The organism is Amphritea sp. 1_MG-2023 (genome assembly GCF_030547545.1).
Classification (GTDB): domain Bacteria; phylum Pseudomonadota; class Gammaproteobacteria; order Pseudomonadales; family Balneatricaceae; genus Amphritea.
Genome location: NZ_JAUOQE010000002.1, coordinates 263,091 through 283,182 on the forward strand (window position 1 = coordinate 263,091; position 20,092 = coordinate 283,182).

The window sequence follows — 20,092 nt, forward strand, 5'->3', positions numbered from 1 at the left end:
TTGGCATGAGTGCTTTAGTCTGTACAGGGATAGAGTGATTTGATGGTGTTGTAAACAATCACATCCCGTTGAGTATTAGCGGAATAATTAGAGGTGTTTTTGAGTTGTTGAATGACCTTATTGGTTACTGTTTTGTCGTCTACCCCCTCAGGAATACAAAAGCCTGCAAAGTAGGTTGCTTGCGTGTTTGGATGGTATTCTCCTAATCGAGTTCGGTAAGCGCGTTTGATAAAATTACTCTCATTGCCAGCGCTGATGTTCTTGATGATTGCACCGTCAGTTAGATTGGCGCCGGCAATAAAGCCGGCAACATATTCTGAAGTGATCTCAATTGAGGAATGTTGATCCGCAAATGCGGACGGCGCACTCAGAAAGGTCATAGCGAAAACTAAAGTAATGGTCTGTTTCATGATGAATATCCTATCATTACGATTATCTTAGCAGATGTGCGTCGACAGTTTCGGTTGATGTTTTGGCCCTTTAGGTTATGGCTGTGATGATGTTGAGTGTTAGGGGGGGAGCATCGTTACCCTGATTGTTCATGCTGATATTTTTATCCGCTTCTCTCTCGAGCTTGAGCTTATTAATATCGATGACGTCAATACAAACGTCTCGCTTAGAGTGTTGTTGTGATGCAGAAGCAGGCTTATGGTTATGTTTAACTTGCTGAGGCGCACTCTTAAGCTAGAGATTATCAGAGGGGTGCGCACCGTTGCAACTGAATCATTATTTAGATTTTCAGTGCTGCTGTTTTATCTGAAATGCTTGGCTTTAAGGCTTTGCTGATGTCGCTATTACGCTGCAATAATGCCCATAATAGGGGTGGCTACCGTTTGCAAAAGCAAAAAAAAGAGAGCTGTGGCTCTCTTTTTGTGTTTCTCTTCTGCGTCACTGATGCGCTATGGGTTGCTAATGTAAAGCGCCATGCGCATCCGTGTCATGGCTATGATTAGCTATCGCGTTTAGGGCGTGATTTGCGCGGTGCGCCACGGTCATTTCCGCCACGGCCTTTACCTTTAAAATCGCCACGGGGTTTGCGTGGTGCAGGGCGCGCAATTTCACCTTCCATGAGGCTGATATCGATCTTTTTACGACAAATAAACACGCCTTTCAGCTGCTGTAGTACTTCGCTAGGCATGCCTTTTGGCAGCTGAACCGTACTGTAATCATCAAATAGACGGATATCGCCGATATGACGGCTATTAATATCGGCTTCATTAGCGATAGCACCGACAATGTTTTTCACCTGTATGCCATCGTTACGGCCGACTTCAAGGCGGTAGACATCAAGATCGGCGTAGTTAATGCGTTCACGTTTGTTACCGCGATCACTGTCACGGTCGTTATCGCGTTCGCGACGTGGACGAGGCTCAGGCTCAGGCGGCAGAATCAGAGGCTTCTCTTTTTGTGCCATATACAATAGCGCTGAGGCGAGATCCAGTGTTTCTAACTTGGTTTCTTCGGCTAATTGATCAATCAGTTCGCGGTAAGTGCCCATATCTTCATCATTGAAGATAGTGCTGATCTGTTCGCGGAAAGACTCAAGCCGTTTGTTTTGCACCATGTCGCGAGATGGTAGATCCATCTGTTTGATTGGCTGACGGGTTGCATGTTCAATTTGTTTCAGCAAGCGACGTTCGCGTGGGGCAACGAAGAGGATTGCTTTACCGTCACGTCCAGCACGGCCGGTTCGGCCAATACGGTGAACATAAGCTTCGGTGTCATAAGGGATATCATAGTTGATAACCATGCCAACACGTTCCACATCGAGGCCGCGGGCCGCAACATCGGTAGCTACAACAATGTCTAGTTTTGCGTCTTTTAAGCGTTGTACTGTGCGTTCACGTAACTGCTGATTCATATCGCCATTCAGCGCAGCTGCAGCATAACCGCGAGCTTCAAGTTTCTCAGCAATTTCAGTGGTAGCTGTTTTGGTGCGGGCAAAAATAATGATGCCGCCGCAATCTTCAGTTTCGAGAATGCGCACCAGAGCTTCTAACTTATTCACCCCGGAGACGATCCAGCAGCGCTGATCGATATTTTCCATGGTGGAGGTTTTAGATGCGATCTTGATCTCTTTCGGCTCACGCATGTAACGCTTGGTGATCCGACGGATCTGTTCAGGCATGGTGGCTGAGAACAGTGCTGTTTGGCGTTCAGCAGGGGTCTTTGACATGATGGTTTCAACATCATCAATAAAACCCATACGGAGCATTTCGTCGGCTTCGTCGAGCACCATCGCTTTGAGTTCGTCAAGTTTTAAGGTACCGCGATCCAAGTGATCCATCACGCGACCAGGTGTGCCGACCACAACGTGTGGGCCTCTGCGCAGCTGTTTCAACTGCAGCGTATAGCTCTGACCACCGTAAATCGGTAGCACGTGGAAGCCTGGGATGTGACGTGCATACGCCTGAAATGCCTCAGCGACCTGGACAGCCAGTTCACGCGTTGGTGCTAGCACCAGTACTTGAGGTTTGTTGAGCTTTAGGTCGATACGGCTGAGTAGAGGTAAAGCAAACGCAGCGGTTTTACCGGTACCTGTTTGTGCCATCCCCAGAACATCCTGCCCGTCTAATAATAACGGGATACAAGCGGCTTGAATGGGTGATGGTGTTTCATAGCCAAGCTCAGTGATGGATTTAAGAACAGAAGAGGGGAGATCAAGGTCGCTGAATGCGACTTGTGTGTCTGACATATTTGAAGGTACCGGAAGGAATGGAATTGTAAAACGCAGTATTGTACGCCAAATATTAGATAAATGCCCGTTTTTTCTTGTGTTTTTTGCGAGGCAGTGATTTCGTTCAGTTTAGCTGAAGGTCATCGTACCAACTTAGAAAGCGCATACCGCCATTATCACTATCGGTCATGATGGCGACGGCTTCAATCTCTGTGTAGGTTTTGCCGAAGGCTGTTTTTAGGTCTGTTTGCAAGTTGCGCGAGTGATGAGTCCATTGTGAGATACGTTCGGGACCGCTATCAACGGCCCACATATGTGCCTTGTTGGTGAAGGGGTTGTCCCAGCGACTATTGATAGGTTGAGTGTTTGACCAGACATACACGAGGGTGCGTTTTTGCCAGAAAAATGGCCCGTCAGAGACGACGATGTAAACACGAACAGGGAAATCATCGCCTGTTTTAGTGGTTTCGACGGCGGCGGGCCATGTTGTACTGATTTTCCAGCGCCAACTGAGGCGGGTTGCTGAAGTGATAGGCAGTGTCTTTTTATAATAAAGGCCGGATGCTGAGTTGTCTGAATAAGCCTCTAATACCTCATTGTCGTCTTCCATCATAAGGCTGTAGCGTGTTTCACCGACAAAATTTTCACTTTCCCATTGCTGAAAGTTGTCTCGGTCAAAAGCAGGGATTAGACTGTTGCTGGCTTGAGCTGCTGTCGTGGAGGTTATGATAAATAGCACAAGGCATAGGTAATGGCGAACAGCTGAATAAATATTGTACATATTGTGCTTCACTGTAGTTGCTTTCGTCTATAATGAGAATGCGTTTAGGGTCAATGTATCAGAGTTTAATGCCTAATTCCCCTTCTGGTTTTGCTCTGAGAGGGTATGTTGTTGGTGGTTTCATCATACAAGGTGCCCGGTAAAGTGTGTTGGCCTATAGATACGAGCGAAAGGGCTGTCGTTCTCTTTAGGCGGTGGTTTTCATCTTATTACGCTTCGCTCACGAAGGAGTCTAGATCGTTCTAGGCTCCTTTTTTATCGCCCATTTATATTAAAAAACTGTTCAGGCTTACGTTGATGATGCGAGACGAGCGAGTACATAATCCGGCTTATGAATTAATTTGGCAGGTGGTCGCAGCTATTCCGCCGGGTAAGGTGGCTACTTATGGGCAGGTGGCTCAGATGGCGGGTATGCCCGGTGCTGCAAGAATGGTCGGGCGCTGTCTTAGTCAGTTGCCTAGCGAAACTAAGTTGCCTTGGTTTCGTGTGATTAATGCGCGTGGGCGGGTATCTTTGCCGGTCGACAGTGAGGGCTATGCTAAGCAGGTAGTGTTACTGCAAGAGGAAGGGGTCGTCGTATTGAATGGTCGAATCAGCTTGGCCAAATTTGGGTGTTAATGTTGTGCTCTTGATTGAGCGCTAAGGTGTGCGAAACGCGAATCGGCTAGCATAAGGTGGGCGGTGTAGCGTGCCTCACCTCATAGCTTGCTGGGTTGCTAGGCTAGATTGGCTGCTTCCATGTCGTAGGGAAAGCAGCCGACAAAGTGCACATACTCATCTTCAAATAGATGGGTTTTTTTAGCACGATACTCAAAATCAAACACTAGAATCAGCCAGCTGATCTGTTTATCGCCCATTTTTTCGATTTTCTTGATGATGGCATCGCCGTACGAGCTTGACCAAGAGCAGGGGGCAATAATGTTGCGGATGCTCGACACGCCTTTCTCGCAGCCATTGGTTTCGAGATTGTCAGGATTATATTGGCTGATATCAAAGTTTTTTGCCCAGCGATCTAATCCCTGTTCATCTTCTTCGAAATAGCTGTCCGGTATGCTTGAGTAGTCAGTGGTCGAATACCAAGCAGAGACGATACCCTCTTTCTCAAAATTCATGTCGTGGTCTCGCTAAGTTGTTGCCAGAGTGCACGAATATCATCGATATCCTGCTCGCTAAGCTGATCGACTTTGAATGCGTCTTCTAAACTTTGCTCTAGCTGCTGATTGAATTGTAGCGCGGTGTCGCCCTGTGCTGCGCCGACCAAGCTGATATGTCCTAACAGGTAGCTGCAAAGAAATAATTGATTGGGCTCGGCGTCTTGTTCGAGCGTTAGCAGTTGGTTGTAGATGGTATCGGCTTGTTGTGCGTATGGGGTCATCAGGATTCCATAAATTCAAGTTTGTCGATCAGTAAGCTGTATTCTTTGCCGTTTTTCTCGACCTGTTGCAGTTTTACAACCATATAGTCGAGTTCTGGTGCGCACCAGAGAAAGGTCTCGCGCTTGCTATCAGGGCCTCGGTCGCGTTGAATCTTAATCGCTTCAAAGGTGCCAATGGGGGTGGTGACGGTTTCTGTGCCGACAATGATGAATGGGTAAGTTTTTATTCTGCCGCCATCGGCCACTTGATAGCTTAATTGCTGTTTGCCTGCAGCTAGATCGAGGCGTAGCTGCATCTGATAGCTGAGGTTGTCCTGTGTGCCGGCGGGAATGTCCAGCGTCCAAGGTTTCTTGGCAATGTCGTTGAGTACGGTATTGGTGTTCCAATTAAATTGGAGTACCGCGTTTTTGTTATTGCCGATGACTTTACGATGATATTCGTAATGTTGAGGGAGGACGTTGTCCTCTTGTAGTGTAAATTCGGAGAATTCATCAACTTTGGCGATCAGTGCTGCAGCGCTCAGTGATAGCTTCCAGCGTTCACCGTCACGTGACAGTTCGCCAATGGCATCGCCACCAAACGAGATACCCATATCCCACTGCGCTTTATAAACGGCTTTATAGGGTTTAAATAACTCTGAGGCTTGTGCCGGTAAAGCGCAAATAAACAGCAATACCGGAATGGATAGTATGCTAAGTCGCATAAGTTACTCCTGAATGAATTGATATCCTTCAGGTTGCAAGGTAGTGCCATCGAGCTGAACCGCGCCTGAAACGGATAACGAAAGACGCTCTGAGCAGAACCACTCAACGGCTAACGGATAGATTTTATGTTCGGCGCTATGAACTCGCTGCTGCAGGCTGTCCGCGCTGTCCGTTGGCTGTATAGGCAGCGGTGCTTGCACGGCTAAGGGACCGCCATCGAGCTCTTCGGTGACAAAGTGGACCGTACAGCCGTGTTGTGAGTCACCGGCGTCTAAGGCTCGCTGATGCGTGTTGAGGCCTTTGTATTTCGGCAAAAGAGACGGATGGATATTAAACATCCGCCCCTGATAGTGGCGTACAAAGATTGGCGTAAGAATGCGCATAAAGCCGGCCAGTACAATGAGGTCGGGGGCATAGGCATCGATCGCCTCGATCATCGCCATATCAAAATGCTCGCGGCTTTCATAATCGTTATGATTAATAACGATTTGAGGAATGCCTGCCTGTTTGGCGCGTTCGAGACCGAATGCATCAGCTTTATTGCTGAGTACTGCAGCGATGCGGCCATGAATCTGGCCGCTCGCGATCGCATCGATGATTGCCTGCAGGTTGGAGCCGCTGCCGGAGATCAGAACAACAATGCTTTTTTGTGTCATTATCAGGCCTCCAGGCCCTGCAGTTCGACTTGCTCTTCGCCATCGATAGCGCTGGCAATCTCGCCAACAATAAAGGGTGATTCGCCGGCATCTTGTAAGATTTTCAGAGCATCTTCAGCGGTGTCTGCTGGGACGCAGATGATCATGCCAATGCCGCAGTTTAGGGTGCGATACATTTCGCGCGCATCGACATTGCCTAGTTTTTGAATCCAACGGAATACTTCCGGCATCGTCCAGCTGTTAACATCGATGACTGCTTTGGCATTTTCCGGTAGCACGCGAGGGATGTTTTCCAGTAGGCCACCACCGGTAATGTGGGATAGCGCATTGACTTGACTGTTTTTGATCAGCTCAAGAACAGGCTTAACGTAAATGCGGGTAGGTTCAAGTAACGCTTCAGTCAATGGTTTGCCATCAACGCTACCGCTTAAATCGGCGTCGCGAACTTCGATGATTTTGCGGATCAGTGAATAGCCGTTTGAGTGAGGGCCTGAAGAGGGAAGCGCAATAATTTTGTCGCCAACACTGACGTTAGAACCATCGATGATGTCGTCTTTTTCGACAACGCCAACGCAGAAGCCGGCTAAATCGTAATCTTCGCCTTCGTACATGCCTGGCATTTCAGCAGTTTCGCCGCCAACCAGGGCTGCGCCTGCGAGTTCGCAACCTGCGCCAATACCGGTGACGACATCGGCTGCTATATCGATATTGAGTTTGCCGGTGGCATAATAATCTAGGAAGAACAGCGGTTCAGCGCCTGCAACGATCAGATCGTTGACACACATCGCCACCAGATCGATACCGATGGTGTCGTGTTTCTTCAGATCCATGGCTAAGCGCAGCTTAGTGCCGACACCATCGGTGCCTGATACCAATACGGGTTTTTTATAACCCTCGGGAATTTCACACAGGGCACCAAAGCCACCTAATCCGCCCATAACTTCAGGGCGAGCGGTGCGTTTTGCAACGCCTTTAATGCGATCAACTAATGCGTTTCCGGCATCGATATCGACACCAGCGTCTTTGTAGCTGATAGGAGTGTTGTGGTCAGTGGCAGACATAGTGTGTATGAACCTGTTCGGGCTGATGACTGATTGAAAAAATTTGACGCGTATTCTATCAGGTTGATGGTGAGGGGGCTATTGTGTGTTAAAGTTTATGCCGCTTTAAACGATACTTTTTTCAGACTGCCAGGGTTGACCGTTAGGCGGTAAAACGGAGTAAAACAAGGATCATGATACGCAAGCTTGGTAACTGTCTGTTGATAGTGATGTTAGTGGGGCTCTGTGGCCTGACTCAGGCCGCCACGGTTAAGGGATTGTATAGTGCTGACATGTTGGTGCCGGAACAGCTCACTCAGCCCTCAAATGAGCAGTTGCAGCAGGGTTTGAAAGCGGTTTTGATTAAAGTATCTGGGCGGAGTGCGGTGGTGAATCGTCCTGCCGTACGACAGGCCTTACAGCAGCCATCCGCTTGGCTTAATCAATTTGCTTATCAGGCAACTCAGACGCCTATTTCGGCGGGTGATGGACGTGAAGTCTTAGGTCAGCAGTTGGTACTTGATTATGATCGAGTCTTGATTGATCAATTGTTACAGCAGGCGGATATGCCCTCGATTGGTCACGCTCGACCGGTATTACTGGTATGGCTGGCACAGCAGCGTAGTCAGACCGCGCGAGATTATGTGGCACCCGAGAGCGACATTTATACGGAGCTGGCAGATCAGGCTCGGGCGCGTGGTATACCCGTAGATATTCCACTGTTTGATTTAAATGATCAGACCGCGTTGGATGTGAGCGACCTGTGGGGATTTTTCCGACAACCCATAGAGCAAGCCTCGGCGCGCTATCAGCCGGATGCTATCTTGGTGGGGCGACTGATACAAAGTGCTGGAGGCGGCTGGCAAACGGAATGGTTGCTATTGCACGCGGCGACTCGTCATTCAATGAAGCCGACGGGGTCATTAACTGAGCAGTTACAACAGGTGGTGAATGAATCGGCCGATACCGTTTTAGCTTCCCTGGGGCAGCGCTTTAATTATGTCGAAACTGGATTGCAGCTTGAGGTTGCTAATATCGCTAATATAGCGGATTACTTGCAGTTGCAGGACTACTTACAGCAATTGCCACCGGTTGAAGCGGTGCGGATGACCGGTGTTGAAGCCGATCGCGTCTATTTCCGGGTAGAGACACAGGGAGGGGTCGCATCTTTGGATCAAGCGATTCGTTTGGATCCTCGGCTAGCGCCGATGTCAAGGCTGCAGCGTGAAGATGATACTACCGTCCACTCATACCGCTGGCAGCAGTAGCGGTTAATGAGTTTAGTTATCCTGTTTATTATTGGTATTCGCCGTTTCGGCTCGAGAGGATGTGTAGATGAGTGATTCGCAACGCTGGTTTTTTCTCATTGTTGGGGTGGTCGTGGCGTTGCTGCTGTATTTATTGCAGCCGATTTTGTCGCCGTTTGTGGTGGCGGCGCTGCTGGCTTATTTGACTGATCCCGTAGCCGATCGGCTTGAAGCTCGGGGGTTAAGTCGGACATTATCGGTGGTGGTGGTGTTTCTGATCATGACGACGGTGCTGCTATTATTAGTGATTTGGTTATTGCCCAAGCTGGGTTATCAGTTACAAGTGATGATCAAAATGGTGCCGCAGGTCGTTAGCATGATCCAAACCAGTTGGATCCCTTGGTTAGAAGCGCATACAGGGGTTTCGTTAGCAGGTTTTGATCTGCAGAGCTTGCAGGCGTTGATAAGTGGGCACTGGCAGCAAACAGGAAGCCTCGTTAAAGGCGTTTTTAGCAGTGTCAGTGAGTCGGGATTGGCGGTGGTCGCGTGGGTGGCTAATCTGGTGTTGATTCCGGTGGTGATGTTTTATCTGTTACGTGACTGGGATGTGATGATGGATAAAATAGGTCACTTATTACCCCGCAATGTTGAAAAAAAGGTTACTCTGTGGGCGAATGAGTGTGATGAGGTACTAGGCGCCTTTATTAAGGGGCAGTTATTAGTCATGTTGGCGCTGGGGGTTATTTATGCCTTGGGGCTTTGGTTTATTGGGCTCGATTTGGCCTTATTAGTGGGCATGTTGGCCGGTCTTGCGAGTATTGTTCCTTATATGGGCTTCATCGTCGGGATTGTGGCTGCCGGTGTCGCCGCGATGCTGCAGTTTAATGATATTACCGTGTTGGCTTGGGTGGCGGTGGTATTCGGAGTTGGGCAGGCGCTCGAGGGCATGCTGCTGACGCCGTTGCTGGTTGGTGATCGTATTGGCTTGCACCCTGTTGCGGTTATTTTTGCCATTATGGCTGGAGGGCAACTGTTCGGTTTTGTTGGGATTTTGATTGCACTTCCCGTTGCGGCGGTTATTATGGTGCTCCTTCGTCATCTGCATCAGGGTTATAAAAGCAGTAAGCTTTATGATTGTTGAGTATTTAAGGTGAATGAGTAAAGAGATTTAAGATTCAGCGCGCCATGATAGTGAGCATAGAAATACCCGGCTGAAGAAGTCATCATAGTCAAAACATCGTTTTGCTGTGATCAAGCTAGGCAATCCAGAAACTTAAAACGTGAGACAAGGCCGGTGCCCAGCGGCAGGCCGAATGTATAGATGAGTAGTCCTGAGCCGTTTCAGATACCCTTGGGAATCACGCTACGTGATGATGCCCGATTTGAAAATTTCCTTTGTCAGGGGAATGAGTTGCTTTGCAGTACCCTGGATCAGGCTGCCCGTGGGGAAGGGGAGCAATACTTATATATTTGGGGTAACAGTGATAGCGGTTGTTCTCATTTGTTGCAAGCCGTTTGTCATGCGTCTGATCCCGTTGGACGTACTGCGGTTTATCTGCCTTTAGATGAATTGATGACGATGGGGCCAGGCGTGCTGGAAGGTATGGAGCACCTCGATCTGGTCTGTATCGATCATATTCAGATTATTGCGGGTAATAAAGCCTGGGAAGAAGGTATGTTTCACTTCTTTAACCGTATTCGTGCTGAAAATAATCGTTTATTGGTGGCAGGTGATCGCGCCCCGCGTCAGTTAAGCCTAAATCTGCCAGATTTATCATCCCGTCTGAGTTGGGGGATGGTTTTTCAAGTACATAACCTTGATGATGATGGCAAAGTGCAGGCTTTGCAGTTGCGAGCCAGAGGGCGTGGCTTTACTATCAGTGAAGATGTTGCTTGGTTTTTGATACATCGGGCTAGCCGCAGCATGTCAGACCTGTTTGAGCTGTTAGATAAGCTGGATTCAGCCTCGTTGAGTGCTAAGCGTAAAGTGACCATTCCATTTGTTAAACAGGTTCTCGGACTCTGATTTTGATATTTAATATGGATGACTATGAAAATTATCTTGGCGGGCTTTTATTCTGATGTCACCGAAAGTGAGCTGCGAACACTCCTGTCTGATTATGCAGAAGTTGATGAATTGAAAATTATACCCGGTGATTTACCCGAGCAAACCATTGCGGTGCTGACGATTGAAGGGACTAATGCTGAGGCTCATTGGGTGGCGCGGCGATTGACGGGGCTTTTTTGGCATCAGCACTCTTTGCGAGCCTACGTGTCATTGTTTTGAGGTGAGCCTTCCCTATGGCTAGCTATGCAGTGGTTGAACAGACCGCCGATTATTTGATTATTGATAAGGCCCCTGGCGTCTCGGTACACCGTGATCAGGATGATACGGGGTTGTTACAGCAGATTTCGGCAGAGCTTCATTGTGGCAGCTTATATCTAGTGCATCGGCTGGATAAAATGACCTCTGGGTTATTGATTCTTGCCTGTCATGCGCAAGCGGCAGCCTATCTATCGCGTCAGTTTCAGGCAAAAACGGTTGAAAAATACTACCTCGCCTTATCGGATCAGAAACCACGTAAAAAGCAGGGCCTCATCAAAGGCGATATGGAACGTTCTCGCAGAGGCAGTTGGAAGCTAACAACAGGGCAGAAAAATCCTGCGATGACGCGCTTTTTTAGTTGCTCACCAGAGCCTGGCATACGCTTATTTCTATTACGACCATTCACCGGTAAGACCCATCAGTTGCGTGTCGCATTGAAGAGTATCGGCGCGGCTATTCTGGGCGATCAGCGTTATCATCGGGTAGCGGATGCAGGCATCGAGCGCGGCTATCTGCATGCTTGGGTGATCGCCTTTGAGTGGCAGGGTGAGCGGCGTGAGTATCGTTGTGATCCGACGGTGGGTGAGTTATTTCTCCTGCCGAGCGTTAGACAGCAGCTTGAGCAATGGGCCCCTCCCAGTCGTCTGGCTTGGCCAGCATCGTCATAAAACCGCTTTTAACAGATTTGTAGGTAAGAGTACTGCTATGCAAGATGAACGAGTCGAACGAGATTTTAATGCCCGTAGCGAGGAAGAGCAGCAAGCGTTTTTGCAGCAAACTTGGTGTGATCACTGTCAGCAAGTTAATGTGGGGATGATCAATCCTCGTGAATACCTGCTTAAGGGCACAGTGTTTATCGAGGGTGATTGTCTTCGCTGCGGTAACATTGTGTTAACTGAGCTTACAGAAGATGATTTTTAGGGCTAATTTTATCCATGACTGATACTTTTGAACAGCGCTTTGGTGGTACTCAGCGATTGTATGGCGTGGCTGGGGTCGAGCTGTTTCAGCGAGCGAATATCTGCGTCGTTGGCATTGGCGGGGTGGGTTCGTGGGCAGCCGAAGCATTAGCGCGTTCCGCTATTGGTGCTATGACGCTGATTGATTTGGATGATATTTGCATCACGAATACCAATCGGCAGATACATACCCTCAGTACCACGATCGGAGAACCTAAGACGGAGACAATGGCAGAGCGTATTCGGCTGATTAATCCCGACTGTCAGGTTGAAACGGTAGATGATTTTATCACCTTGCAGAATATTCCTGAGCTAATCAGTGAGCAGTTTGATTATGTGATTGATTGCATCGATAGCGTGAAAGAGAAAGCGGCGTTGATTGCGCATTGTAAGCGCCGCAAAATTCCCGTTATTACGGTCGGCGGCGCGGGTGGTCAAACCGATCCGACGCAGATAAATATTGCCGATCTGAGTAAAACGCATCACGATCCATTAGCGGCTAAAACCCGTTCGTTGTTACGCCGTTATTATAACTTTAGTAAAAGCGGTCGACGTTTTGCAGTTGATTGCGTCTACTCTACCGAGCAATTGGTGTATCCGCAGTCTGATGGCAGTGTGTGTCAGATGAAAACGGTGAGTGATGGTCAGACGCGTTTGGATTGTAGTGGTGGCTTCGGTGCCTCTACCTGTGTTACGGCGACATTTGGCTTTGTGGCGGTCTCTCGTGTGCTGAAAAAAATGCTTGAGCGAGCCGAGCGACAGCGCGCAGTTATCGCGGATCGCTAGACGACCTTGGTCTTGAGAAATTAGTTAATTACTCATTTTGGCAGGTATAATTTTTTTATTGTTTGATCTTTTGTCGTGCTTACTGCAGTCTGATTTTTTAACTCTCTATATCAATCATTTGGCGCTAATCATGTCACGATGCTTTTCGGAAGGATTCTATAAAGCTATTTTCGAGGGCTGTAGCGATGCTATCTATGTGATAGATCCTTGCAGTTCGCGTATTCTTGATGCTAACACTTATGCCTGTAAAGATTTAGGCATGAGTCGTGAGCGGTTACTACAGCATAGTGTTCTCTCATTACAACAAGGTGTGGAGAATGCGGAACATTGGGAAAAGATCGCCGAGCTGATTTATGGCTCGCATCCTCAAGCGTTTACCTTTATTGGTCGTCACTACCATCAGAATGGCTCTTTTTTTCCTGTCGAAGTGTATACCTCGATTATCGAATTTGAGGGTCAGAAACTGTTTCTTTCCATCGCCCGAAATCTCAATCGAACCTCCTCTCAGCGTGAAGAATTTCGTGCTAATGATGCGCGTTTGACCTATGCCTTGAATGAGGCGGCGGATGGCTTGTGGGATTGGAATATCGATACCGGAGAGGTGTTTTTCTCGCCTCAGCTAAATCGTCTATTGGGTTATCTACCCGATCAGATGGCGCCGACGGTGGATACCTGGGCTAATGCCATACATGAGGCCGATCGAGAACGAGTGATGGCGGCTTTAAAGGCGCATATTGACGGGCAGACCGCGAGCTATGAAGCGGAATATCAGCTGAGAAAGCGTGACGGACAGTATATCTGGGTGAGAGATCGGGGGCGCGTGTGTCAGCGAAACGTAGAGGGTGATGCGGTTCGGGTGGTGGGTATGTGTCACGATATTAGCTGCAGCAAGCAAATGGAAGAGATGCTTCGGTTGCAGGCTAGTCATGATCATCTTACCGGGTTGTTAAACCGCCGAGCGGGTTATATTCATTTCGAAAAGCAACTCAGTTATGTGCAGCGTTATCATCAGGATTTAACGGTCTGCCTGATCGATCTCGATCATTTTAAGCAGGTTAACGATACCTATGGTCATTTGGTGGGTGATATCGTGCTGAAGCATTTTGTGACGTTGATGAATGCTACCTTGAGGCGTTCTGATTCGCTGATGCGTTGGGGCGGGGAGGAGTTTCTGTTGCTATTACCTAACACCGATATGAACAGTGCGGTGCAGTTGATCACGCAGTTGAAAGAGAAGCTGAATCGCACGCCAGTCGATATGGAGGTCGAGGGGGGAAAGATTACCTATACCTTTAGTGCGGGACTATCCTGCTATCCCGTTCACTCGACGAACTTGGGTGGCCTGATAAAGTTTGCTGATGATGCACTTTATCAGGCCAAGGGTGATGGTCGTGATCTGATTATGATCAGCGCTTAAGTGTTGGTTTGATTCAGGGCGGTGGATGCACGTTGTTTCACTGCATCGATAATCGCTTTCAAGCCATTACCCCTTGAAGGGCTGAGGTGGCGAGTGAGCTGCAACTGATTAAAATAATCTTCAATATCAAACGTGAGAATCTGTTCGGGTTGACGGCCATTATAGGCGGCTAAGGTTAAAGCAATGAGTCCTCGAATAATCCGTGCATCCGCATCAGCGGCAAACCATAGCGCGCCCTGTTCGTCTTGAGTCGTCGTCAACCAGGCATTACTCTCGCAACCGTTGATACGCAGATCGTCGGCTTTCATCGTCGAAGTGAAAGATGGTAGTCGCTTACCCAGTAGCATGATTTCTCGATAACGATCATTCCAGTTTTTTAACGGCGTTAGCTTAGCGAGAATGTCTTGAGCATTGATCTCTCGGCCAAACGGTGAGCTATCAAAAACCGCTTGGCAGGTAGCGCTTTCGGTGGTGGTAAATGAGCCACCCCGAGCAATAAGACTCAGAGCCTTAGCAAAGCGTTGCACATCCTCGATACTGTTGTAAAAGGCGAATGAGGCGCGAATGGTGCCGGGTAAGCCGAGTCTGTCCATCAAGGGCATGGCGCAGTGATGGCCGGTACGTAGCGCGATACCTTGCTGATCCAGCATCAGGCCGACATCTTGCTGATGATGGCTGTTTAACTGAAATGACAGTATCGATGTGCAGGCCGTCGGGTTACCAATACGGGTAAAGCCGGGAATTGTCGAGCAGAGTTCGATCGCTTTCTGCAGCAATGCCCGTTCATGCTGGGCTAGCGCTTTACGGTCTTGAGCGTTGAGAAAACGGATGGCCGCGGCTAATCCTAGTGCGCCACTGATATTGGGTGTCCCAGCTTCAAATTTAAACGGTAACTGATTGTATTCGGTGCCTGAAAAAGCAACTTTGCGAATCATCTCACCCCCTCCTTGCCAAGGGGGCATTGCCTCTAGCAGTGCGTGACGGCCATACAACACGCCAATGCCGGTAGGGGCAAATAGTTTGTGACCCGAGAAGAGATAAAAATCACAGCCGAGGCGTTGGACATCGATAGCGAGGTGCGACACCGCTTGAGCGCCATCGATGATGACGGTGGCTCCAGCTGTCTTCGCCTGACGAATTAGGCCTGCAACGGGGTTGATCGTGCCCAGTGCATTGGATACATGAGTCAGGCTTAGGATGCGAGTCTTGTTGCTGAGTAACTCACCAAAGCGTTGTAGGTTGAGATCGCCATTGTCGTGAATCGGCACGACTTTAATCAATGCGCCGGTCTGTTCGGCGACTATCTGCCAAGGGACAATATTGGCGTGATGTTCCATTTCGGTCAGGAGGATCTCATCACCGGGTTGAAGTCGAGGGCGGGCATAACTTTGTGCGATCAGGTTGATGCCCTCGGTGGTGCCGCGAGTCCAGATAATCTCTTTTTCTGAAGCCGCATTGATGAACCCTTTAACCTCCGTTCGGGCGGCTTCGAATGCACGGGTTGCCTGCTCGCTCAGTTGATGGGCACCCCGATGCACATTAGCGTTCTGCTGCCGATAAAATTGTTCCACCGCCTCAATAACGCTGTTGGGTTTCTGACTGGTGGCGGCATTATCGAGATATACCAGCGGTTGCTGATTGATCTGCTGCTGCAGAGCTGGAAACTGCTCTCTGATTGCGTTTAAGTCCACGAACTCTTATTCCTGTGACGGCTTGTCTTTTGCGGCGTTGAGGCTTTTGTTAAGCTGACTCTGCCAACGAGCAAACATCATCGCGCCAATAAAGAGCGCGGTGACGAGTAGCGTTTCTGCCAAGCCCAAAATAGCACTGCTGTGAGCCGACATCGCGATCGTTACCGAATGCATGAAGTAGACGGTGATAAAAAAGCATAACCAGATATGTCCGCGTAGATGCTTGATTAAGATCACTGGGTAGAACAAGAGTAAAGGGACCGTCTGAAAGGCCCAAATACTAAAAGGATTGGCTGTTTCGGAGGGCGCAATTACGAGATGCCAAGCGCTCAGTAATAGAATTAGACCGAAATAGCTGAACAGCGTGACGGCCCGACTGATGGCCACTTTTTTTACGAGAGTTGTCTGCATCGTTAATCCTGAGGTTTAAGCTGATAACTGAAGCGCTAATCGTCCAAGGCGTTTGCCCTGTGCGAGACAGAGTGCGGCTTCGGTATCATCAATATCACGGTTGTTTTGTTGTCCGGCTAGGTGAGTCGCGCCATAGGGCGTACCACCGCTGGTGGTGCTAATTAGTTGGGACTCACTGTAGGGTAAGCCGCAGATGACCATGCCGTGATGCAGCAAGGGCAGCATCATGCTCAGAAGGGTGCTTTCTTGACCGCCATGTAAGCTCGAACTCGCGCTAAAGACGGCGGCTGGTTTATCAATCAGTGCGCCGTTTAACCAGAGGTTACTCGTGGAATCAATAAAGTATTTCAGTGGTGCTGCCATATTACCAAAACGGGTCGGACTGCCGAGGGCAAGGCCGCTGCAGTGCGCGAGATCCGCTTCACTGCAGTAAAGGTCGCCGCTGACAGGAATGCTGTCTTCGCTGGCTTCGCAGTTAGCAGAGACCGCCGGCACCGTGCGTAGGCGGGCTTCGATGCCACTCTGTTCGATACCTCTAGCGATCAGGCTCGCCATCGCACGGGTAGCGCCATGACGGCTGTAATAGAGCACCAGAACATAAGGTTGCGACACTTATAGAATCTCCAAGACCGATTCGGGTGGGCGGCCGATACGCGCTTGTCCTTGAGTGATCACAATAGGGCGTTCAATAAGACGCGGGAACTGCACCATGAATTCGATCAGCTGAGCATCCGTGAGATGACTATCGTTGAGGTTATTCTCTTTATATTCCGCTTCGCCTCTGCGTAGCAGTTCACGAGGGCTGATGCCTAACTGTGCAATGACTTCTGTTAGTTCGCTTGCGGTAGGGGGGTGTTCTAGATAGAGACGCACCTGTGGTGTCACGTTATTCTCTTCTAACAATGCCAGTGTGGCGCGGGATTTTGAACAGCGAGGGTTATGATAAATTTCAACAGACATAGCACTTATCCTGTTTATAACGACAGATATTAATGTAAGTGCGATATTGTATACAGCTTAGCTACCAGCCTAAAGAGCGGCAGGGTATTATATCGTTTTAAATCATCGTTACAGGATCGTTATGAAGGGCAATCATCTGTTTACTCTGCGAGGCATTGGGTATTTCTTACTTTATCTAGCGCGTCAGTTTGTCCGTAACAAGGGAATGTTAAACGCATCGGCGCTCACTTATACCACTTTGTTTGCGGTGGTGCCCTTGATGACGGTGTCTTATGCCATGTTGGCGGCGATTCCGTCGTTTCAAGGGGCGGGGGAGCAGTTGCAAGGCTTGATTTTTGATAATTTTGTGCCCGCAACGGGGGCCGTGGTGCAGGACTATCTAAGTGATTTTGCCGCTCAAGCGAGTAAGTTGACGGCGGTGGGTTTGATCTTCCTGTTTGTGACCTCAATTATGATGATGAAAAATATTGAAGGCGCTTTTAATCGCATCTGGCGAGTCAGTGAGCCACGTAAGGGGATGTCGAGTTTTTTACTCTATTGGGCTGTCTTGAGTCTGGGACCGCTTTTAATTGGCCTGGGTTTACTGGTTAGCTCTTATATTGCATCGTTATCGCTGTTCACCAGTGCAACAGAGCTGGTGGGGCGGGCTCGGTTATTATCTGTGCTACCGTTAGTCATGTCGGCTGCCGCTTTTACGCTACTCTATGCTGCGGTGCCTAACTGTAAAGTGCCACTGAAAAATGCGGTCATCGGTGGGGTGGTGGTGGCAATCTTATTCGAAACCGCTAAGCGTGCGTTTGCTCTGTTTGTGACGCAGTTTCCATCTTACGAGTTAATCTATGGGGCGTTTGCCGCCGTGCCGCTGTTTCTCGCTTGGATTTTTATCTCTTGGATGATCATCCTGTTGGGCGCGGAGTTGAGTCGAGCGTTGAGCGTTTATCGAGATCAGCGTAAGGGGAAGCATCTATCACATTTACATACGCTGGTAGCGGTATTGCAACATTTATGGCAGGCTCAGCAGTCCGGTGAGTCGTTATCTGATCGTCAGTTACTGCAGCGTGTCGAAGGCTTAGAGCAGAATGAGTGGGATCATTACAATGTGCTTTTATTGCAAGCCTCGGTGATGAGTCGTACCGAGCGTGGGGAGTATATGCTTGCCCGAGATATGGGCAGTTTTACGCTCGATCAGTTGAATTCATTGTTGCCTTGGCCGCTACCAGAGAAATCACCGGTGGAATCGGTTACCCTGTGGCAGCGACAGTTAGATCAGCGTCTGCAACAGCTGAGTGACGTACGCAAGCAACAGTTAAACGTGACGTTAGAGCAGCTTTTTGAGGCGGACATCGATCGTCAGGCGGATATGGTCGAGCGGCAAGCTGATGCCTCAGAGCAACAGTAGGTGTCGGGTGTTGTTACCGGCGATTTTTTAACATGATGATTTAATAGACAGTACAAGAGGAATCCTTATGGGGCAGTGCTTACATGCGTTCGTCAGTGGTCGAGTGCAAGGGGTTTGGTTTCGACAGTCGACATTGGAAAAGGCTCAAGCGCATGGTTTGACCGGTTGGGTGCGTAATCTAGATGATGGCCGAGTCGAAGTGATGGCGCATGGTCATGAACATGGCTTATTGCAGTTGGAAGCTTGGCTCAGTATCGGTCCTGAGTTGGCGACGGTGGCTGAGGTCAAAGCCGCCCGAGTTGAGCCTGTAGAAGAATTTATTGAGTTTCTGATTATTTGATCGACGCCAATAAGTCGAGCGATGTTATTAAATAGAAGCAGCATTGCAGCGATGGGTTTAATTAGCCATCGCTTTTTTATTAGGGAAGCGGAAATAGCACCTTCTTTAGCTTTCAATCTTCGTATCGACGTTGATTTTTATATACCTTCTCAGGATACCAGACCTTGCCATAGCTACCGTTATAGCGCGCGAGAGCTTCGGTTAGATTGCCTTTTGAGCGTTTCAGATAGTGTTTTAAAATCGTGGCGCCGTAGCGAAGGTTGGTCTGAATATTGGTGAGATTATCATCATTGCGACCAATCTCTTTTTTCCAGAAGGGCATAACCTGCATCAACCCCTGTGCGCCGACCACCGATACCGCGAAGCGGTTAAATAAGCTTTCAGTATGAATCACACCGAGTAATAGTGCGGGAGGTAGTTCGACGCGGGCGGCCTCTGCGTGAACCGTTGTCAGGATTTCAATGCGTTCTCGATCGCTAGCGACATATCGCTGAGTGCGGCCGGACATATCGGTGAGCCAGACTTCAGCGGCAAACCGGTCTTCGAAGCTGCTACTGTCGGCAAAGGCTTGTTTTAATTCTTCCCGCAGTTCTGGGTCGATAGCCTGCGCTGCAGCAAACAGCGGCAAAGACCATAGCATCAATAGCAGAGTGATTGTCAGTCGCACAGGCGTCTACCTACAAGGGTTAAAAGTAGATTATAGCGGTTTTTAAATCACCGCTTCAAAGCCTTCGAATTGAGGCGGTCCCATATAGATATCTTTGCGGCTACCGGCGTTGGCATGAGCCTTTTTGAATGCATCGGATGTTAACCAGCCATCGAAGGCGGCTTTATCTTGCCAGACGGCGTGGGAAGACATCAGCGTATATTCATCGTTACTGACACCTTGGAGGAGATTGAAAGAGACAAATCCCGCCACCGATTCGAGATGGCTGTCACGATTTTTCCAGATGTCGATAAAGTCTTGTTCGTGGCCCAGTTTAATACGGAAGCGGTTCATGGCGATATACATAGATAGCGGATTCCTAGTGTTATGAGGCTCGGTATAGCCTGAGCCCAGTGAAAAGAGTCTGCTAATAATGCTTGGCTTCAGCGCGAATTTCCAGTCTATCGATGTGCTATTCGCAAGACAGTGCGAGGAAACCGGTGTTTTATCCTGTGGTTTATTGTGAGATGCGCTCGTTATCGGCTAACGACTGGGTGTTGGTGGAGGTTGGGCAGTTAGAGGAAACGGTTATGCTGCAACAGGAGGGTGCCGCTAGTGGCTAAGGAGTGCTGATGTTGATGTGGCAAAAAAAAGCAGGCGCGCGGCCTGCTTCTTG

26 protein-coding genes are annotated in these 20,092 nt (G+C 49.0%); 12 read left to right on the forward strand and 14 right to left on the reverse strand.

Translation table 11 applies throughout. The features are described 5' to 3' along the window. Positions 1 to 14: 14 nt before the first annotated feature. From Q4488_RS02585 to Q4488_RS02595, 3 genes are all read right to left on the reverse strand, one after another. Positions 15 to 410, reverse strand: coding sequence for a Rap1a/Tai family immunity protein (locus Q4488_RS02585; protein WP_303578891.1), 396 nt, complete (start codon positions 408 to 410; stop codon positions 15 to 17). A gap of 539 nt (positions 411 to 949) precedes the next feature. Beyond that, positions 950 to 2,695 (reverse strand): DEAD/DEAH box helicase, encoded by a 1,746-nt coding sequence (locus Q4488_RS02590; protein ID WP_303578892.1) that lies wholly within the window; start codon positions 2,693 to 2,695, stop codon positions 950 to 952. A gap of 106 nt (positions 2,696 to 2,801) precedes the next feature. Next, positions 2,802 to 3,458 (reverse strand): DUF3047 domain-containing protein, encoded by a 657-nt coding sequence (locus tag Q4488_RS02595; protein ID WP_303578893.1) that lies wholly within the window; start codon positions 3,456 to 3,458, stop codon positions 2,802 to 2,804. A 297-nt stretch (positions 3,459 to 3,755) separates the two neighbouring features. Here Q4488_RS02595 and Q4488_RS02600 point away from each other — a divergent pair, with 297 nt between their 5' ends. Next, positions 3,756 to 4,076 (forward strand): MGMT family protein, encoded by a 321-nt coding sequence (locus tag Q4488_RS02600; RefSeq protein WP_303578894.1) that lies wholly within the window; start codon positions 3,756 to 3,758, stop codon positions 4,074 to 4,076. Positions 4,077 to 4,174: 98 nt separating this feature from the next. On the opposite strand, the gene Q4488_RS02605 is transcribed toward Q4488_RS02600, so the two are convergent. Genes Q4488_RS02605 through purM form a run of 5 tightly spaced genes read right to left on the reverse strand, consistent with a single transcriptional unit; the run spans position 4,175 to position 7,255 of the window. After that, positions 4,175 to 4,570 carry an immunity 22 family protein gene (locus Q4488_RS02605; protein ID WP_303578895.1) on the reverse strand — a complete coding sequence of 132 codons (396 nt, stop codon included), beginning with the start codon at positions 4,568 to 4,570 and terminating at the stop codon, positions 4,175 to 4,177. Then, positions 4,567 to 4,833, reverse strand: a complete 267-nt coding sequence (locus Q4488_RS02610) for a YfcL family protein (protein WP_303578896.1) — start codon at positions 4,831 to 4,833, stop codon at positions 4,567 to 4,569. The genes Q4488_RS02605 and Q4488_RS02610 overlap by 4 nt, the downstream gene beginning before the upstream one ends. Continuing rightward, positions 4,833 to 5,537 carry a DUF3108 domain-containing protein gene (locus Q4488_RS02615; protein ID WP_303578897.1) on the reverse strand — a complete coding sequence of 235 codons (705 nt, stop codon included), beginning with the start codon at positions 5,535 to 5,537 and terminating at the stop codon, positions 4,833 to 4,835. Before Q4488_RS02615 ends, Q4488_RS02610 begins: the two co-directional genes overlap by 1 nt. A gap of 3 nt (positions 5,538 to 5,540) precedes the next feature. After that, a complete protein-coding gene (purN, locus tag Q4488_RS02620) occupies positions 5,541 to 6,194 on the reverse strand; it encodes a phosphoribosylglycinamide formyltransferase (protein ID WP_303578898.1) in 654 nt (217 codons plus the stop codon). A 2-nt stretch (positions 6,195 to 6,196) separates the two neighbouring features. Then, complete coding sequence (gene purM / locus Q4488_RS02625) at positions 6,197 to 7,255, reverse strand: phosphoribosylformylglycinamidine cyclo-ligase (protein WP_303578899.1); 1,059 nt, start codon at positions 7,253 to 7,255, stop codon at positions 6,197 to 6,199. 173 nt (positions 7,256 to 7,428) lie between these two features. Between purM and Q4488_RS02630 the strand changes: the two genes are divergently transcribed. From Q4488_RS02630 to Q4488_RS02665, 8 genes are all read left to right on the forward strand, one after another. Further along, positions 7,429 to 8,502 (forward strand): DUF2066 domain-containing protein, encoded by a 1,074-nt coding sequence (locus tag Q4488_RS02630; RefSeq protein WP_303578900.1) that lies wholly within the window; start codon positions 7,429 to 7,431, stop codon positions 8,500 to 8,502. A gap of 67 nt (positions 8,503 to 8,569) precedes the next feature. Further along, on the forward strand, positions 8,570 to 9,622 hold the full coding sequence (locus Q4488_RS02635; RefSeq protein ID WP_303578901.1) for an AI-2E family transporter: 1,053 nt from the start codon (positions 8,570 to 8,572) through the stop codon (positions 9,620 to 9,622). Positions 9,623 to 9,802: 180 nt separating this feature from the next. Next, the gene (gene hda / locus Q4488_RS02640) at positions 9,803 to 10,507 is read left to right on the forward strand and encodes a DnaA regulatory inactivator Hda (protein ID WP_303578902.1); all 705 of its coding nucleotides are present in this window, start codon (positions 9,803 to 9,805) and stop codon (positions 10,505 to 10,507) included. 24 nt (positions 10,508 to 10,531) lie between these two features. Beyond that, positions 10,532 to 10,768, forward strand: coding sequence for a hypothetical protein (locus tag Q4488_RS02645; protein ID WP_303578903.1), 237 nt, complete (start codon positions 10,532 to 10,534; stop codon positions 10,766 to 10,768). Positions 10,769 to 10,782: 14 nt separating this feature from the next. Next, on the forward strand, positions 10,783 to 11,475 hold the full coding sequence (locus Q4488_RS02650; RefSeq protein WP_303578904.1) for a TIGR01621 family pseudouridine synthase: 693 nt from the start codon (positions 10,783 to 10,785) through the stop codon (positions 11,473 to 11,475). Between the two features lie 37 nt (positions 11,476 to 11,512). After that, a complete protein-coding gene (locus Q4488_RS02655) occupies positions 11,513 to 11,728 on the forward strand; it encodes a hypothetical protein (RefSeq protein WP_303578905.1) in 216 nt (71 codons plus the stop codon). Positions 11,729 to 11,742: 14 nt separating this feature from the next. After that, the gene (gene tcdA / locus Q4488_RS02660; RefSeq protein WP_303578906.1) at positions 11,743 to 12,552 is read left to right on the forward strand and encodes a tRNA cyclic N6-threonylcarbamoyladenosine(37) synthase TcdA; all 810 of its coding nucleotides are present in this window, start codon (positions 11,743 to 11,745) and stop codon (positions 12,550 to 12,552) included. 130 nt (positions 12,553 to 12,682) lie between these two features. Then, entirely contained in the window at positions 12,683 to 13,969 is a 1,287-nt protein-coding gene (locus tag Q4488_RS02665; RefSeq protein WP_303578907.1) for a sensor domain-containing diguanylate cyclase, read from the forward strand. Here Q4488_RS02665 and Q4488_RS02670 read toward each other — a convergent pair. Genes Q4488_RS02670 through arsC form a run of 4 tightly spaced genes read right to left on the reverse strand, consistent with a single transcriptional unit; the run spans position 13,966 to position 17,031 of the window. Beyond that, complete coding sequence (locus Q4488_RS02670) at positions 13,966 to 15,660, reverse strand: SufS family cysteine desulfurase (RefSeq protein WP_303578908.1); 1,695 nt, start codon at positions 15,658 to 15,660, stop codon at positions 13,966 to 13,968. The genes Q4488_RS02665 and Q4488_RS02670 overlap by 4 nt on opposite strands. 6 nt (positions 15,661 to 15,666) lie before the next feature. Next, a complete protein-coding gene (locus tag Q4488_RS02675; protein ID WP_303578909.1) occupies positions 15,667 to 16,071 on the reverse strand; it encodes a DUF2069 domain-containing protein in 405 nt (134 codons plus the stop codon). 15 nt (positions 16,072 to 16,086) lie between these two features. Continuing rightward, positions 16,087 to 16,683 carry an NAD(P)H:quinone oxidoreductase gene (wrbA, locus tag Q4488_RS02680; RefSeq protein ID WP_303578910.1) on the reverse strand — a complete coding sequence of 199 codons (597 nt, stop codon included), beginning with the start codon at positions 16,681 to 16,683 and terminating at the stop codon, positions 16,087 to 16,089. Beyond that, the gene (gene arsC / locus Q4488_RS02685; protein ID WP_303578911.1) at positions 16,684 to 17,031 is read right to left on the reverse strand and encodes an arsenate reductase (glutaredoxin); all 348 of its coding nucleotides are present in this window, start codon (positions 17,029 to 17,031) and stop codon (positions 16,684 to 16,686) included. A 121-nt stretch (positions 17,032 to 17,152) separates the two neighbouring features. Here arsC and Q4488_RS02690 point away from each other — a divergent pair, with 121 nt between their 5' ends. Together Q4488_RS02690 and Q4488_RS02695 are read left to right on the forward strand one after the other, a co-directional pair. Next, a complete protein-coding gene (locus tag Q4488_RS02690) occupies positions 17,153 to 18,430 on the forward strand; it encodes a virulence factor BrkB family protein (protein WP_303578912.1) in 1,278 nt (425 codons plus the stop codon). Between the two features lie 67 nt (positions 18,431 to 18,497). Further along, positions 18,498 to 18,770: an acylphosphatase gene (locus Q4488_RS02695; protein ID WP_303578913.1), complete on the forward strand. Its 273-nt coding sequence runs from the start codon at positions 18,498 to 18,500 to the stop codon at positions 18,768 to 18,770. Between the two features lie 112 nt (positions 18,771 to 18,882). Here Q4488_RS02695 and Q4488_RS02700 read toward each other — a convergent pair whose 3' ends face one another. Next, on the reverse strand, positions 18,883 to 19,437 hold the full coding sequence (locus tag Q4488_RS02700) for a lytic transglycosylase domain-containing protein (RefSeq protein WP_303578914.1): 555 nt from the start codon (positions 19,435 to 19,437) through the stop codon (positions 18,883 to 18,885). Between the two features lie 42 nt (positions 19,438 to 19,479). Beyond that, the gene (locus Q4488_RS02705) at positions 19,480 to 19,782 is read right to left on the reverse strand and encodes an antibiotic biosynthesis monooxygenase (protein WP_303578915.1); all 303 of its coding nucleotides are present in this window, start codon (positions 19,780 to 19,782) and stop codon (positions 19,480 to 19,482) included. A gap of 134 nt (positions 19,783 to 19,916) precedes the next feature. Here Q4488_RS02705 and Q4488_RS02710 point away from each other — a divergent pair, with 134 nt between their 5' ends. Then, on the forward strand, positions 19,917 to 20,039 hold the full coding sequence (locus Q4488_RS02710) for a hypothetical protein (protein WP_303578916.1): 123 nt from the start codon (positions 19,917 to 19,919) through the stop codon (positions 20,037 to 20,039). The last annotated feature ends 53 nt before the right edge of the window (positions 20,040 to 20,092 follow it).